General features: G+C 70.4%; 16 protein-coding genes. 5 read left to right on the plus strand and 11 right to left on the minus strand.

What is annotated here, in order from left to right; genetic code table 11:
* Positions 1–164: 164 nt before the first annotated feature.
* From DI272_RS46085 to DI272_RS44740, 3 genes are all read right to left on the minus strand, one after another.
* The gene (locus DI272_RS46085; protein WP_309221681.1) at positions 165–323 is read right to left on the minus strand and encodes a hypothetical protein; all 159 of its coding nucleotides are present in this window, start codon (positions 321–323) and stop codon (positions 165–167) included.
* 94 nt (positions 324–417) lie between these two features.
* The gene (locus DI272_RS44735) at positions 418–738 is read right to left on the minus strand and encodes a hypothetical protein (RefSeq protein ID WP_309221701.1); all 321 of its coding nucleotides are present in this window, start codon (positions 736–738) and stop codon (positions 418–420) included.
* 249 nt (positions 739–987) lie between these two features.
* Positions 988–1,140 (minus strand): hypothetical protein, encoded by a 153-nt coding sequence (locus DI272_RS44740; RefSeq protein ID WP_181387419.1) that lies wholly within the window; start codon positions 1,138–1,140, stop codon positions 988–990.
* Positions 1,141–1,393: 253 nt separating this feature from the next.
* Between DI272_RS44740 and DI272_RS34805 the strand changes: the two genes are divergently transcribed.
* The 3 genes from DI272_RS34805 to DI272_RS34815 are packed head-to-tail and all read left to right on the plus strand — an operon-like array spanning position 1,394 to position 4,703.
* Positions 1,394–2,878: an APC family permease gene (locus tag DI272_RS34805; protein ID WP_109499155.1), complete on the plus strand. Its 1,485-nt coding sequence runs from the start codon at positions 1,394–1,396 to the stop codon at positions 2,876–2,878.
* Complete coding sequence (locus DI272_RS34810) at positions 2,875–3,318, plus strand: hypothetical protein (protein ID WP_109499156.1); 444 nt, start codon at positions 2,875–2,877, stop codon at positions 3,316–3,318. Before DI272_RS34805 ends, DI272_RS34810 begins: the two co-directional genes overlap by 4 nt.
* A gap of 11 nt (positions 3,319–3,329) precedes the next feature.
* Positions 3,330–4,703: a dipeptidase gene (locus DI272_RS34815; protein WP_109501214.1), complete on the plus strand. Its 1,374-nt coding sequence runs from the start codon at positions 3,330–3,332 to the stop codon at positions 4,701–4,703.
* A gap of 7 nt (positions 4,704–4,710) precedes the next feature.
* On the opposite strand, the gene DI272_RS34820 is transcribed toward DI272_RS34815, so the two are convergent.
* The 4 genes from DI272_RS34820 to DI272_RS34835 form a co-directional block, all read right to left on the minus strand.
* Complete coding sequence (locus DI272_RS34820) at positions 4,711–5,055, minus strand: MazG-like family protein (protein ID WP_109499157.1); 345 nt, start codon at positions 5,053–5,055, stop codon at positions 4,711–4,713.
* A 23-nt stretch (positions 5,056–5,078) separates the two neighbouring features.
* Entirely contained in the window at positions 5,079–5,741 is a 663-nt protein-coding gene (locus tag DI272_RS34825) for a DUF305 domain-containing protein (protein WP_109499158.1), read from the minus strand.
* 84 nt (positions 5,742–5,825) lie between these two features.
* The gene (locus tag DI272_RS34830; protein ID WP_219933907.1) at positions 5,826–6,140 is read right to left on the minus strand and encodes a DUF6153 family protein; all 315 of its coding nucleotides are present in this window, start codon (positions 6,138–6,140) and stop codon (positions 5,826–5,828) included.
* Positions 6,141–6,302: 162 nt separating this feature from the next.
* Complete coding sequence (locus DI272_RS34835; protein ID WP_109499160.1) at positions 6,303–6,869, minus strand: DoxX family protein; 567 nt, start codon at positions 6,867–6,869, stop codon at positions 6,303–6,305.
* A gap of 159 nt (positions 6,870–7,028) precedes the next feature.
* Between DI272_RS34835 and DI272_RS34840 the strand changes: the two genes are divergently transcribed.
* A complete protein-coding gene (locus tag DI272_RS34840) occupies positions 7,029–7,355 on the plus strand; it encodes a hypothetical protein (RefSeq protein ID WP_109499161.1) in 327 nt (108 codons plus the stop codon).
* 89 nt (positions 7,356–7,444) lie between these two features.
* Here the strand turns inward: DI272_RS34840 and DI272_RS34845 are convergent, their stop codons facing one another.
* From DI272_RS34845 to DI272_RS34855, 3 genes are all read right to left on the minus strand, one after another.
* Complete coding sequence (locus DI272_RS34845; RefSeq protein WP_109499162.1) at positions 7,445–8,173, minus strand: ABC transporter ATP-binding protein; 729 nt, start codon at positions 8,171–8,173, stop codon at positions 7,445–7,447.
* A gap of 88 nt (positions 8,174–8,261) precedes the next feature.
* The gene (locus DI272_RS34850) at positions 8,262–9,725 is read right to left on the minus strand and encodes an ABC transporter permease (RefSeq protein WP_109499163.1); all 1,464 of its coding nucleotides are present in this window, start codon (positions 9,723–9,725) and stop codon (positions 8,262–8,264) included.
* 507 nt (positions 9,726–10,232) lie between these two features.
* Complete coding sequence (locus DI272_RS34855; protein ID WP_109499164.1) at positions 10,233–10,991, minus strand: SDR family oxidoreductase; 759 nt, start codon at positions 10,989–10,991, stop codon at positions 10,233–10,235.
* A 138-nt stretch (positions 10,992–11,129) separates the two neighbouring features.
* Between DI272_RS34855 and DI272_RS34860 the strand changes: the two genes are divergently transcribed.
* Positions 11,130–12,770 (plus strand): alkaline phosphatase, encoded by a 1,641-nt coding sequence (locus DI272_RS34860; RefSeq protein WP_258314778.1) that lies wholly within the window; start codon positions 11,130–11,132, stop codon positions 12,768–12,770.
* Here DI272_RS34860 and DI272_RS34865 read toward each other — a convergent pair.
* A complete protein-coding gene (locus DI272_RS34865; protein ID WP_109499166.1) occupies positions 12,757–13,800 on the minus strand; it encodes a Gfo/Idh/MocA family protein in 1,044 nt (347 codons plus the stop codon). The two genes, DI272_RS34860 and DI272_RS34865, sit on opposite strands and share 14 nt — an antisense overlap.
* Positions 13,801–13,803 lie beyond the last annotated feature (3 nt).

Below are 13,803 nucleotides of genomic sequence, written 5' to 3' on the forward strand. Positions count from 1 at the left end.
TCACCTTCTGCTCCCGACGGCCGGGCGTTCTCCCCTGTGTACACGACGTGAACTCGTTCACACAGGAGGCGTTGTCGGACCTGTCGCAGGATGATGCGGCGCACCCGCTCATGGAGCGAAAAGGAATCTGACCATCGGTGGAGCCGTGAGGCCCCACCGAGCGATCACGAGCGGTCTGACCTCTGCCGTGCCGTCTTCGCCATCCAGGCCTGGCAGGCCCATCGGGCCAGCGAGCCCACGGCGATGGCTACGAGAATGGCTCCCCAGTCGATGACGTGCGGGAGTCCGGGCCAGAAGGCGAAGAACGCCAGTGCGCTGATCATGCCTACGAGGAAGGCAGCGATGCCTGCTCGCTGTCGTCGCGTGTCTCGCGTCGGTTCGGGGCTCTTCGCTTGGGGTCGTTCGACCATCCGGGACTCACTTCGTGATGTGGTGGCACTGGCTTACGCGGCGCACTCCGTTGACATAGAGGTGGGCGCACGCCTTTCCATAACGAGGCAACCTCTGCGGAGAGTTGTTTCGCATCGGGTCGATCTTGCATTCGCTGTGCGTCTTGCCGCGTGACGTGCGGTACATCCGGTTGTTGGTGTCCGCGTAGGTGAAGTCGATGCGCCAGTTGCAGAAACCGCTGCTGAGAGCTGCGACGAAGGCGCAGTCGACGCCGGCGTTCTGGTAGGTGATCTCCTTGCCGCTGCCGCGAATGATGTGTGTGAACATGCAGCCTGTCGGGACCTTCATGGTCACTCCACCCACGCTGTACTCGAAGGTGCGTACCGGGGTGGAGCTGATCGCCGTGGCGTGTGCGGTCGTTGGTGCGGTGAGGGCGAGAACTGCAGCAGAAGCCAGAACCGCGGTGAGACGTGAGACATGGTGCCTTAACAACGTGGACCCTTCTGGTGATGTCCTGATGAGCACCTCGGACAACCGGGTCCCGCGCATGGCGGTTGCGCGCTTCTGCTTGTTGCACCGCGATCGAGTGATCAGCGACTAGCTGCGCTGACCTGCGGAAACGTTCTTGGCGTTGATGGTGAGCCCTCGCCGCTCGTGTTCGGCGGCAAGTCGGGTCAGGAGGGTGAGGAAGTGGGCCAGTTCCCCGGGGGAGGGGCAGTGGTGGGAGAGAAGGGCGCGCAATGGGTTCATCAGGTGCCCTCCTGTCAGCGGCTTTCGCACCTGAGCGCTCCAGCCTGCTGCGCGGTCCGTCGGGGCGGCCGGGCGGGTAGCACGTATGGGGGATGCGGGGAAGGTGGCACGTGGGCTCTGGCGGCGGCGAGGAGGTCGTACCGTGACCGGGCTCCTCGGGCCCGCTCACCCCAACGGCCCAAGCCGCCATGCGCCCCCGCTGTTTCCCCCCGAGGCTGGCACCACCCCAACTGCCCAGCCCCGGGAGCGCTTCATGGCATCGATGGACGTCCCCGCCGACGTGCCGAAGCCGACGCAGACACAGACGCCGACGCCGACGGCCCCGTCGGCGCAGGCGGCGGCGCGAGCCACCCCCGCCCCCGTCCTCAGCTGGGTGACCCTCGCGCTGATGACCACCTCCTCGGTGGCCAGTCTGCGTGCCGCCCCGACCATGGCCGTCTACGGGCTCGCCTGCGTGTTTCTCTACCTCGTCCCGGCGGTCGTGTTCCTGCTGCCCACCGCCCTCGTGTCCGCGGAGCTCGCCTCCGGGTGGACCGGCGGTGTCTATCGGTGGGTGAGCGAGGGATTGAGCAAGCCGCTCGGATTCCTCGCCGTGTGGTGCCAGTTCGCGATGACGATCTTCTACTACCCGAGCCTGCTCGCGTTCGTCGCCAGCACCATCTCGTACGTCATCGACCCCGCCCTCGCCTCCAACGGCCTCTACACCGCCATCGTCATCATGGTCCTGTACTGGACGGGGGTGTGGGTGTCCTCACGGGGGACCAAGGCCCTTGCCGGGTTGTCCAGTTGGGGTCTCATCATCGGAACCCTCGTGCCGGGCACGATTCTCGTCGTGCTCGGCATCGTCTTCCTCGGGCAAGGGAATCCGTCCGCCGCGCCGATGACCGGCAGTCATCTGCTGCCGGAGTGGACCGGCCTCGCCAGCCTCGTGCTGATCGTGAACAACTTCCTCTCCTACTCCGGCATGGAGATGAACGCCGTTCACGTCTCGTCGCTGAAGGACCCGGCCAGGGAGTATCCCAAGTCCATGTTCCTGGCGATGGGGCTGGTGCTGGTCATCTTCATTCTCCCCGCGCTGGCGATCAGTTGGGTCGTGCCCGCCGACCAGACCAGCCTCACCGCCGGCGTCATGCAGGCCTTCAATGCCTTCTTCTCCTACTTCCACATCGGCTGGATGACCCCCATCGCCGCCGTGATGCTGGTCGCCGCCTCCCTCGGCGGCATGCTCACCTGGCTCGCCGGGCCCTCCAAGGGCCTGCTGGAGATCTCTCGCAGCGAGGGCTATCTGCCGCCCTTCCTGCAGAAGCTCAACAAGTACGGCATCCAGCAGAACATCCTGGTCACCCAGGGCGTCGTCACCACCGCCATCGCCCTGATGTATGCGCTGATCCCCGACGTCTCCAGCGTCTACTGGATCTTCTCCACGATCACCACGCAGGTGTATCTCATCGTCTATCTGCTGATGTTCGCCGCCGCCATGCGGCTGCGGAAGACCCAGCCCGACCACCCCCGTGGCTACCGCGTTCCCGCCCTGCACCTGATGTGCACCGTCGGGCTCCTCGCCTCCGTCGCCGCCCTCGCGATCGGCTTCGTGCCGCCCTCGCAGTTCGGCGGCGGCAGCGTCTGGTCGTACGTCCTCCTCATCGGCGGCGGTCTGGTCATCCTCGGCCTGCTCGTTCCCTACGCCTTCCTCAAGTTCCGCAAGCCCGCCTGGCGCACGGAGAGGAGCGCGTCATGAGTCCCACCCGGTTCGCCTCCGAGCACAAGTGGATCTACCTCGGCGCGATCCTCGTCCTCGTCGTCCTCGCGATCGTCGGCGTCGTGCAGTACGAGAGCGTGAAGTCCACCAACGAGGCGGCGGAGAAGGCCAACAAGCTCGCCGACGCCGCCGAGGACGCCGGCTATCCGCGCCCCGACACCGAGGTGATCGAACGGGCGCTGGGCACGGACGGCGGGATCGTCTGCGAGGACCCCGCGACCGCCCTGCGCTCCGCCCTGTGGAAGATCAACGTCTCCAACGGGGCCGCCTTCGTGGGCCAGCGGCCCGTCATCGGCGACACCAAGGCGCTGCGGGCGGAGGCCAAGATTCTGGAGATCTACTGTCCCGAGAAGCTCGACACGTTCAAGGACCGGCTCGACGACCTGAAGACCGACGACACGGTGAGGCGGGACGCATGACGAGCGACACCATGGCAGGTGGACAGACCGAACAGACCGAACTGGGCGCCAGAATCGCCGCGTTGATGCCCCGCGCCAAACAGGATCTCGCCGACCTCGTCGCCATCCCCTCCGTCGCCGACCCCCGCCAGTACCCGCCCGAGGAGTGCCGTCGGGCCGCCCAGTGGGTCGCCGACGCCTTCGCCGAGGCCGGGCTGCGGGACGTCCACCTCGCCGAGACCCCCGACGGCAGCCACGCCGTCATCGGGCACCGCCCGCCCCCGCCCGGCGCCCCCACCGTCCTGCTCTACTGCCACTACGACGTCCAGCCCCCGCTCGATGACACCGCCTGGACCACCCCGCCCTTCACCCTCACCGAGGCCCAGGGCCGCTGGTACGGGCGCGGCACCGCCGACTGCAAGGGCAACATCGTCATGCACCTCACCGCGCTCAGGGCGCTCGGCGATGACATCCCGGTGGGCCTGAAGTTCGTCGCGGAGGGCTCGGAGGAGCAGGGCACGGGCGGTCTCGAGGCGTACGTCGCCCAGCACCCGGAGCAGTTCCTCGCCGACGCCCTGCTGGTGTGCGACACCGGCAACGCCGAGGTCGGCACCGGCACCGCCACCATCACCCTGCGCGGCCTCGCCAACCTCGTCGTCACCGTCGACACCCTGGGCGGGGAGGTCCACTCGGGCATGTTCGGCGGCCCCGCCCCCGACGCCCTCGCGGCCCTCATCCAGATGCTGGCCACCCTCCGCGACCCCGAGACCGGCGCCACCCGCATCAACGGGCTGGACTGCGAAGGCACTTGGGACGGTGTCGGCTACGACGAGGCACAGTTCCGCACCGACGCCGGCGTGCTGGACGGCGTACGGCTCACCGGCACCGGCACGGTCGCCGACCGCCTCTGGGCGCGCCCGGCCGTGACCGTGCTCGGTGTTGACTGCCCGCCGGTCGTCGGCTCCGCCGCCGCCGTACCGCCCACCGCCCGGGCCCGCGTCAGCCTGCGCGTGCCGCCGGGGACCGACGCCCAGGCCGCGCTCAAGGCCCTCACCCAGCACCTCACGGACGCCGCCCCCTGGGGCGCGCGGGTGACGGTCGAGACCGAGAGCACCGGCTCCCCGTTCCAGGCCGCCACCGACGGCACCGCCTACGCGGCCCTCGGCAAGGCCGTGCAGCAGGTCTACGGCAAACCCCTCGCCTTCCTCGGCCAGGGCGGTTCCATCCCGCTGTGCAACGTCCTCGCCACCACCTACCCCCGTGCCGAGATCGTCCTGATGGGCGTCGAGGAGCCGCGCTGCCTCATCCACGCCCCCAACGAGAGCGTCGACCCGTCCGAGATCGAGCACATGGCGCACGTGGAGGCCCTGTTCCTGCGGGAGTACGCGGCGGCGCACGGCCGCTGAGACGGTCCTAGCGGGAGCCCAGCGACCGTTCCCTCACCCGTCCCAGATGCCGGCTGAACACCTCCCGCGCCTCCGGAGTCAGCGTGCGCAGCGCGACCAAGGCGGTGATCGCGACGTCGCACAGCTCGCTCTGGACGTCGTCCCAGGTATGGGAGTTGCCCTTGCGCGGGTTGTGGTTCATCGCGCCGATCACCGCCTCGGCCACTTCGCCGACCTCCTCCGACAGCTTCAGCATCCGCAGGAGGAGTTCCCGTTGCCCGTCGGGCTGTTCCCCGTCGGACGGGCGGTTCGCGTCGAGCCACGCCCACAGTTCGTCGATGCCCGACCAGATGTCGGGGGCCTGATCACTCATGGACGCAGCCTGGCACGGCAGGTTCAGCTCTTGCCGAGGATCTTGTTCATCTCGGTGATCTCGGCGGTCTGGGACGTGACGATGTCGTCGGCCATGGAGGTGGCGGGCTGGTAGGAGCCCTTCGCTTGCTCCGTCCCGGCCATCTCGACGGCGCCCTCGTGGTGTTCGACCATCATGGTCAGGAACATCGTGTCGAAGTCACGGCCGGAGGCCTTCCGCAGCTTCTCCATGTCCGCGTCGTCCATCATCCCGGGCATCCCGGGCATCCCGGGCATCGCGGAGCCCACCCCGTGATCCATGCCGGGCATCGACTCCATGTCCTCCGGGACGTCCACGCCCCACGCCTTCAGCCAGCCGGAGATGGTCTTGATCTCCGGGTCCTGCGCCTTCTCGATGCGCCCGGCGAGGTCCTTCACGTCCGCGGAGGCGGCCCGGTCGGCGGCGATTTCCGCCATCTCCAGGGCCTGACGGTGGTGCGGGATCATGCCCTGCGCGAAGGAGACGTCCTGCGCGTTGTGGGATGCCGCGGAAGCGGAAGCGGAAGCGGACGCGGACGCGGAGGCCGAGGTGTCGTGGCCGCTCCCGTGGCTGTCGCCGTCGTCGCCTCCGCACGCGGTGAGGACGAGGGCGGCGGTGACGGTCGCCACAACCAGGGCGGCGGCGCGACGCGTACGGGTGGTGCTCATGCTTGAACTCCTGCTGGGTGAAAGGGATTGATCCGGACTGCGGGCATGCCGAGGCGCACGAGTGCGTGCCGTCGGCAACCGTGTCTAGATCCGCAGGAGTTGGAGTTCCGCCAAGGACGGGGGAGCGCGCGCCCCGTCCGGGTCCGCGACCGCGCACGCACGCAGTACGTCGTCCCGTACGACGCCGGCGACCGGGTCGGCCACCGGCGCGGGCAGCACCGGCCCTCCGCTCACCGCAGCCGCCGAACAGGTGGCGTCGGCATGCGTCATGTGCCCGGAGCCGCAGTGGCCCTTGCCACCGCAGTCCTCGTGGGGCGCCGACACGGAGACGAGGCCGGTCATCGCGGAAGGGTACGGGTGATCGCCCGGAGGGGCCCCGCCGGGGGACAGGGCGTGCATCCCCAGAACCCCGGCCAGTACCGCCAGCACGAGCAGCGTCCGCCACCGCCGCGAGGGCGGTCGTGCGCGGAGATGCCCGGAGCGGCGGTTCACGGGGGCACAGCCTAGGGGCAGACCCGGGGGCGCTTCCGGGAGGGGCGCGAAAAACACAGGTGGGTGGGCTCACTCCCCGGACAGCGACTCCTGCTGGTCGAACATCTCCGCGGCCTCGTCCTTCTTCCCCTCCTGCACCCGCCGGTGCCGCGCCCCCACCACCACCGCCGTGGCCGCCGCCGTCACCGCCAGTGCCGCGGGGACCATCCACCCGCGGTCGAACGCGTGCCCGATCGCATGGTCGAGGGAGAGGCGGCCGGGCCCCGCGACGGCCAGGCCGGTGGCCGCCAGGCCCAGGGTCGCCGCGTACTCGAAGCCGCCCTCGGCGTTGAAGAAGCCGTTCGGCGCGTGCACCGCCGCCGCGCCTCCCATCGCCCCGGCCGCCGCCGCGCCCGCGGCCGGTGTCGCCAGGCCCAGCGCCAGCAGCGTGCCGCCGCCGGCCTCCGCGAGGCCCGCCGCGGTCGCGCTGGCCTTGCCCGGCGCATAGCCCACGGACTCCATGAACTGGCCGGTCCCCTCCAGGCCGTGGCCGCCGAACCAGCCGAACAGCTTCTGCGCGCCGTGCGCGGCCAGCACACCCCCGGTTCCCAGCCGGAGCAGCAGCAGGCCCAGATCACGTCGGTCGTACGTCGTCACGATGACTCCCGGAGCAGACGGCAACAACAACCCCCCAGAACCTCACGCCCCCCTGCGCCCCTCCCGTGTTTCCACCGTCGCACCCCCGACACCTCCGGGCGTCGCCCACGCCCGCCGTTCGGGTGGCGGGCCCGGGAGGGCGGTGTGAGTCTGGCTGGCATGACGATTCAGACGTCCAAACTCAGCGATCCGGCCGTCCGCGCCTTCGTCGGTGCCGTCAACGCGCACGACCGCGAGGGCTTCATGGCCCTTCTCGCGCCCGGCGCGACCATGTCGGACGACGGTTCCGACCGCGACCTCGCCGAGTGGATCGACCGCGAGATCTTCGCCTCCCACGGCCACATGGAGGTGGACAACGAGTCCCGCGGCGGCCGCGACCTCATCGCCCGCTACCGCAATGACGCCTGGGGCGAGATGCGCACCAAGTGGCACTTCGAGGTCGGGGACGACGGCCGGATCTCCCGCTTCGAGACCGGGCAGGCGTGACACCGCAAGCAGCGGGGGCCGCTCACCGCGGACCGGTGGCCGGGATCGGCCGAGTCCTCGAACGGTGAGCGGCCCCGGAGGACGCCGGCTCAGTACTGCGCGTACGACTGCTGATGTTGCTGATGTTGCTGCTCTTGCTGCTGCCGCTGTTCGGTCAGAGTGATCTGCCCCGCCTTGATGGTCGCCAGCCGCGGTGCCCGCCGGGCGATCGACGAGTCGTGGGTGACCATGACGAACGTCAGCCCGTACTCGTGCCACAGGCCCTCCAGCAGGCCCATGATGTCGTCCCGCGTGCCCTCGTCGAGGTTGCCCGTCGGCTCGTCGGCCAGCAGTACCTTCGGCTTCTTCACCAGCGCGCGGGCGATGGCGACGCGCTGCTGCTGGCCGCCGGACAGTTCGGACGGCGCGTGCCCGAGCCGCTCGCCGAGGCCCACCGACCGCAGCGCCTCCGCCGCCCGCTCGCGCCGCTCGGACGGCTTGACGCCCAGCGGGACCAGCGCCGTCTCGACGTTCTCCTGTGCGGTGAGCGTCGGGATGAGGTTGAAGGACTGGAAGATGATGCCGATCTTCTCGGCGCGCAGCCGGGTCAGTTTGGCCTCGCTGATGCGCGCGAGGTCCACGCCGTCCAGCTCCACGCTGCCCTCGGTGGGGCGGTCGAGCCCGCCGATCATCTGCAGCAGCGTGGACTTGCCGCCGCCCGTGGGGCCCTGGATGACGAGCTGGTCGCCGTCCTCGATGGTGAGGTCGATGCCGCGCAGCGCCTCCACCGTCTCCTTGCCGCGCGAGTACCGCTTGGTGACGCCGGTCAGTCTGTACATGGGGTGCTCTCCGTAGGTAAGGGGGGTGGGGTGCCGCGGCCCGGGGGGAACGGACGCGGCACCCCGGCTCAGGAAGGCCCGGGAAGGCTCAGGACACGCTGCGCAGCGCGTCGGCCGGCCGCATCCGGGAGGCCCGCCAGCCGCCCATCGCGCCGGCGATCAGACCGCCGGTCACCGCGAGGCCCACCGCGAGGGCGATGGTGGTCGGCGAGACGGGCGCGGAGAGCGCGATCTCCATGGTGTTCTGCGCCGACTGCCCGCCGGGGCCGCCGCCGGGGCCGCCGCCCATGCCGCCACCGCCGCCGGTGCTGCCGAGCTGCGCGGTCAGCGTCGGGCTGATCGCGGTCACCGTGTACGCGGCGGCGAGGCCGAGGCCGATGCCGAGGGCGCCGCCGAGCAGGCCGTTCACGATGGACTCGCCGACGACCTGCCGGGTCACCCGGCGGCTCGGCCAGCCCAGCGCCTTCAGGGTGCCGAACTCACGCACGCGACGGGACACGGCGGAGGAGGTCAGCAGCGCGGCGACCAGGAAGGCGGCGGCGAGCACCGCGATCGACAGCCACTTGCCGACGCTGGTCGCGAGGTTCGAGGCGGTGGACAGGGAGCCGGAGACGGTCTCCGCGAGGTCGGCCGAAGTCGTCACCGTCGTACCGGAGATGTTCTTCTGGATGGTGGCCTTGACGGTGTCGATCTGCTGCGAGTCGGTCGCCTTGACGTAGATCGTGGTGACCTTGTTCTTGGCGTCGCCCAGCGTCTGGGCCTGCTTCAGCGGCAGGTAGACGTCGGTGGTGGACTCGCTGCTGGAGGCCGTGGCGATGCCGATGACCGTGTACTTGGTGCCGGAGATCTTCAGGGTCTTGCCGACCTTGTACTCGTTCTCCTTGGCGTACGACTTGCTGAGCACCGCGACCTTGGCATTTGTCTGCGCGGCCGTGAAGGTCTTGCCGGAGGTGATCTCCATGCCCGCCAGCGGGCCCAGGGTCTGGTCGGTGACGTCCACGCCGGCGACCGAGTAGGAGTTCACGTCGAACGAGGCGCCGCCGCCCTGCACCTGGGGGGCCGCCGTGCTGTTGCCGCCGCTGCCGCCGGGGCCGCCCTGCCCCTGCGACTGGTCGCCGGTCGTGGACTGCGCCTTGCCCTGCGTGAAGGAGCCGTTGACCTTGGTGACGTTCAGCGTGATCGCGCCGACGGCGTTCGCGACGCCGTCCTGCTCGGCGACCTCGGCGACAAGCGCGGCCTTGAGGGCCTGGCCGCCCTGTGTCATCACGCGGTCGGAGCTCTGCTCCTCGTCGCTGTCGTTCGACTTGGCGTCGAACTCGAAGTTGGGTCTGCCTGAGCTGTTGTCCGTGGGCGCCGACCTGGCCTTGGTGACGGTCATGTCGGTGCCGAGGCCGTACAGCGACTTCAGGACCTTGTCCTGAGCCTGCGTCATACCGGCCGACACCGAGTTGACGGTGATGACCAGCGCGATACCGAGCGCCAGACCCAGTGCGATGACCAGAGCCGCCTTTTTGCGCCGGCCCAGCTCGCGCTTGAGATAGATGCCAAACATCCCGTTCCTCGAGGTTCGTGGCGCCCGCTGTGGGCGCGGCCTCAAGTTAGGGACGAAATGTTGAGTGGCCGTGAGTAAGGGATGTGGGGGACCTGAGAGGCGATGTGCGGGAGCTGAGAATCCGCGCGGCGCCCCGGACTGCACGGCAGCCGTTCCACCCGTCGGTGTGCACCCCGCGGTCCCACGCGGTGTCCGCCCCCGACCGGCGTGGTGGAACGGCTGCCGTCTCCCCCCCTCGGTTTGGCCGGAATTCCTCCACTCCAACTGTGAAGCTCTTGTGGAGGCGCCAGTTGAGCATAGGTCCGCCACCGGCCGTGATGGTGCGGATTGAACTATTCCGCTTGTGCAAGTTGTAAAGCCGCACGTAGTGAAGCCGCACCCCTGAAGCCGGCGCTCAGCCGCACCCCTGAAGCCGGCGCTCAGCCGCACCCCTGAAGCTGTCAGCCGGCCCCCTGAAGCTGTCAGCCGGCCCCCTGAAGCCGTCAGCCGGCCCCCTGAAGCCGGCGCTCAGCCGCGCCCCACGTACGGCATCGCCGTCGCCAGCACCGTCGCGAACTGCACGTTCGCCGCGAGCGGCAGCTCCGCCATGTGCCGCACCGTGCGCGCCACGTCGGCCACGTCCATCACGGGCTCGGGCGCGACCTCCCCGTTGGCCTGCAACGCACCCGTCTGCATCCGCGCCGTCATGTCGGTGGCCGCGTTGCCGATGTCGATCTGCCCGACCGCGATGCCGTACGGCCGCCCGTCCAGGGACAGCGACTTGGTGAGGCCGGTCAGGGCGTGCTTGGTCGCCGTGTAGGCGACGGAGTGCGGGCGGGGCGTGTGCGCGGAGATGGAGCCGTTGTTGATGATCCGGCCGCCCTGCGGGTCCTGCTCCTTCATCTGCCGGTACGCCGCCTGCGCGCACAGGAACGCCCCGTTGAGGTTGGTGTCCACCACGTGCCGCCAGGCGTCGTACGGGAGTTCCTCGACCGGCACCCCGCCGGGCCCGAACGTCCCCGCGTTGTTGAACAGCAGGTCCACGCGTCCGAAGCGGTCCACCGTCGCGGCGAACAGCGCGGCCACGTCCTCCGGCCGCGACACATCGGTGGGTACGGCGAGGGCGGCGCCCTCGGGGGCGAGCGCGGCCGTCTCCGCCAGCGTTTCCGCGCGGCGCCCCGCCAGCGCCACGGACCAGCCGGCCCGCAGCAGCTCCACCGCGACGGCCCGTCCGATGCCGGAGCCGGCGCCGGTCACCACGGCGATCTTCGATCCACTGTCAGTCATGGCACCGCAGCGTACGGGAGCGATGTCCGCTGACCGGAACTCATGCGTCCGCCATCTGGATGTCATGAACGCGATGGGCGCGGGTCGTCCCCGGCCACTCCAATGCCTCCTGCAAGCATCCGTCAGGGGAGGACCGGAATGACACCCGCAGCACACCCGACCCAGCACGCCCCCGAACTCCGCGCCGCCGTCCGCCACTTGAACCGGCGCCGCTTCCTCACCCTCGGCGGCGCGGCCGCCGCCCTCGCCTTCGCGGTGAACCTGCCCACCGCCGGCACCGCGGCCGCCGCCGACCTCGACCCCGCGCAGCTCACCGCCGACCCCTTCACCCTCGGCGTGGCCTCCGGCGACCCGCGCCCCGACTCGGTCCTGCTGTGGACCCGCCTGGCGCCCACCCCCTACCAGGCCGACGGCGGACTGCCCGCCGAGCGCGTCACCGTGGAGTGGGAACTGGCCCTCGACGAGAGATTCCGCAGCGTCGTCAGACGCGGTACGGCCACCGCCCACCCCGAGTTCCACCACACCGTGCACGTCGAGGTCGGCCACCTCGCCCCCGGCCACGTGTACCACTACCGCTTCCGCGCGGGGAGTTGGATCAGCCCGGCCGGCCGCACCCGCACCGCCCCCGCCGAGCGCTCCCGCACCTCCGCCCTCACCTTCGCGCTGACCTCCTGCCAGCGCTACGACCAGGGCTACTGGACCGCCTACAAGCACCTCGCCGAGGACGACGTGGACGTCGTCCTCCACCTCGGCGACTACCTCTACGAGTACGCGGTCAACGCGGTCGGCGGTGCCCGCGCCTACCCGGCCGGGACCCTCCCCGACCTCTTCAACCACGAGACGGTGACCCTGGAGGACTACCGCCTGCGGTACGCCCTCTACAAGACCGACCCCGACCTGCGGGCCGCCCATGCCGCGCACCCCTTCGTCGTCACCTGGGACGACCACGAGACCGAGAACAACTACGCCGGCGACACCCCCGAGAACAGCGTCCCGCCGGAGGAGTTCCTGCTCCGCCGGGCCGCCGCCTACCGGGCCTACTGGGAGAACATGCCGCTGCGCCGCCCCCAGCTCCCCGACGGCCCGGACCTCAGGCTCTACCGCCGGCTGCACTGGGGCAGGCTCGCCCAGTTCGACGTCCTCGACACCCGTCAGTACCGCTCCGACCAGGCCTACGGCGACGGCTGGCAGTTCCCCGGCCCCGAGTCGGAGGACCCGGGCCGCACGCTGACCGGGGATGCCCAGGAGAAGTGGCTCATCGACGGCTGGCACCGCTCCGACGCCCTCTGGAACGTCGTACCGCAGCAGGTCACCTTCTCCCGCCGGTACAACTCCACCACCCTGCCGTCCAAGGTCTCCATGGACTCCTGGGACGGCTACCCGGCCTCCCGGGAACGGGTGCTGGCCGGAGCCGAGGCCGCCGGCATCCGCAACCTGATGGTCCTCACCGGCGACGTCCACGTGCACTACGGCTTCGACATCAAGCGGGACTTCGACGACCCCGCCTCCAGGACCCTGGGCACGGAGATCGTCACGACCTCGGTCAGCAGCGGCGGCAACGGCTCCGAGAAGCCGTCGAACTGGGCCACCTACCTCGCCGCCAACCCGCACCTGAAGTTCTACAACGGGCAGCGCGGCTACGCGACGGTGGCCCTCGACCGGGAGCGGGCGCTGGTCGACTACAAGACCGTCCCGTACATCACCACCCAGGGGGCGCCGCTCACCACGTACGCCTCCTTCGTGACCGAGGTCGGCGACCAGGGGCTCAAGCCGGCGTGACCGCCGGGGCCGCCGGGGCCGCCGGGGCCGCCGGGGTCTCGGACGGGTAGCGGACGCCGACGCGGTCCCTGATCGCGTCGAGCGTCCGCATCACGGCCAGCGTCCCGTCGAGCGGGACGAGCGGCGACTCGGTCTCGCCCGCCCGCAGGGCCCGCATCACCTCGGCGGCCTCGTGCTTGAGGCTGTTGCGGGGACCGGCGGCCGGGTCGGCCTTGAACTCCTCGGGGTCGCGGCCGTCCCGGTGCAGCACGAACCGGTCCGGGAAGAAGAAGCCGTACGGCACGTCGATGCGGCCGTGCGAGCCGGTGATCGAGGCCGACGTCGCCGTACCGCCGATGATGGAGCAGTGCACCGAAGCGAGAGCGCCGCTCTCGAAGGAGAGCAGTGCACCCGTCTGGAGATCGACGCCCTCGTCGGAGAGCACCGCTCTCGCCGCCACGTCCGACGGCTCCCCGAGCAGCAGCTGGGCGAACGACACCGGGTACACGCCGAGATCCAGCAGCGCGCCGCCGCCCTGAGCGGGGTCGCGGAGCCGGTGCGAGGGCGGGAAGGGGCCGGCCAGCCCGAAGTCCGCCTGCACACTGCGCACCTCGCCGATCGCCCCGTCGTCCACCAGCGCCTTCAGCTGCCGGACCAGCGGGTTGCAGTACATCCACATGGCCTCCATCAGGAAGCTCCCGCGCTCCCGCGCCAGCCCGACCAGTTCCCCGGCCTCGCGCGCGTTCAGCGTGAACGCCTTCTCGCACAGCACGTTCCGCCCGGCCTCCAGGCACAGACCGGCGGCGGCCCGGTGCGCCGAGTGCGGAGTGGCGACGTACACGACATCGATGTCCGTGTCCTCGGCCAGCGCACCCCACTCCCCGTACGCCCGCTCGATCCCGAACCGGTCCGCGAACGCCTTCGCCGACTCCTCGCTGCGCGAGGCCACCGCCACGACCTCCGCGTCCGGCAGATCCACCAGATCCGCCGTGAACGCCGCCGCGATCCCGCCCGTCGCCAGAACGCCCCAGCGCACGTTTCTCTCCGCCATCCC

The organism is Streptomyces sp. Act143 (genome assembly GCF_003143935.1).
In the GTDB taxonomy this organism is placed as follows: Bacteria; Actinomycetota; Actinomycetes; order Streptomycetales; family Streptomycetaceae; genus Streptomyces.

What these genes read in the sequence shown, in the direction of transcription:
- DI272_RS34820 (WP_109499157.1), bottom strand. Translation starts at nt 5,055, where the DNA reads ATGAGTGATCAGGCCCCCGACATCTGGTCGGGCATCGACGAACTGTGG.
- DI272_RS34850 (WP_109499163.1), bottom strand. Translation starts at nt 9,725, where the DNA reads ATGTTTGGCATCTATCTCAAGCGCGAGCTGGGCCGGCGCAAAAAGGCG.
- DI272_RS34830 (WP_219933907.1), bottom strand. Translation starts at nt 6,140, where the DNA reads ATGCACGCCCTGTCCCCCGGCGGGGCCCCTCCGGGCGATCACCCGTAC.
- DI272_RS34865 (WP_109499166.1), bottom strand. Translation starts at nt 13,800, where the DNA reads ATGGCGGAGAGAAACGTGCGCTGGGGCGTTCTGGCGACGGGCGGGATC.
- DI272_RS34855 (WP_109499164.1), bottom strand. Translation starts at nt 10,991, where the DNA reads ATGACTGACAGTGGATCGAAGATCGCCGTGGTGACCGGCGCCGGCTCC.
- DI272_RS34860 (WP_258314778.1), top strand. Translation starts at nt 11,130, where the DNA reads ATGACACCCGCAGCACACCCGACCCAGCACGCCCCCGAACTCCGCGCC.
- DI272_RS34845 (WP_109499162.1), bottom strand. Translation starts at nt 8,173, where the DNA reads ATGTACAGACTGACCGGCGTCACCAAGCGGTACTCGCGCGGCAAGGAG.
- DI272_RS34815 (WP_109501214.1), top strand. Translation starts at nt 3,330, where the DNA reads ATGGCAGGTGGACAGACCGAACAGACCGAACTGGGCGCCAGAATCGCC.
- DI272_RS44735 (WP_309221701.1), bottom strand. Translation starts at nt 738, where the DNA reads ATGAAGGTCCCGACAGGCTGCATGTTCACACACATCATTCGCGGCAGC.
- DI272_RS34805 (WP_109499155.1), top strand. Translation starts at nt 1,394, where the DNA reads ATGGCATCGATGGACGTCCCCGCCGACGTGCCGAAGCCGACGCAGACA.
- DI272_RS46085 (WP_309221681.1), bottom strand. Translation starts at nt 323, where the DNA reads ATGATCAGCGCACTGGCGTTCTTCGCCTTCTGGCCCGGACTCCCGCAC.
- DI272_RS34840 (WP_109499161.1), top strand. Translation starts at nt 7,029, where the DNA reads ATGACGATTCAGACGTCCAAACTCAGCGATCCGGCCGTCCGCGCCTTC.
- DI272_RS34810 (WP_109499156.1), top strand. Translation starts at nt 2,875, where the DNA reads ATGAGTCCCACCCGGTTCGCCTCCGAGCACAAGTGGATCTACCTCGGC.
- DI272_RS44740 (WP_181387419.1), bottom strand. Translation starts at nt 1,140, where the DNA reads ATGAACCCATTGCGCGCCCTTCTCTCCCACCACTGCCCCTCCCCCGGG.
- DI272_RS34825 (WP_109499158.1), bottom strand. Translation starts at nt 5,741, where the DNA reads ATGAGCACCACCCGTACGCGTCGCGCCGCCGCCCTGGTTGTGGCGACC.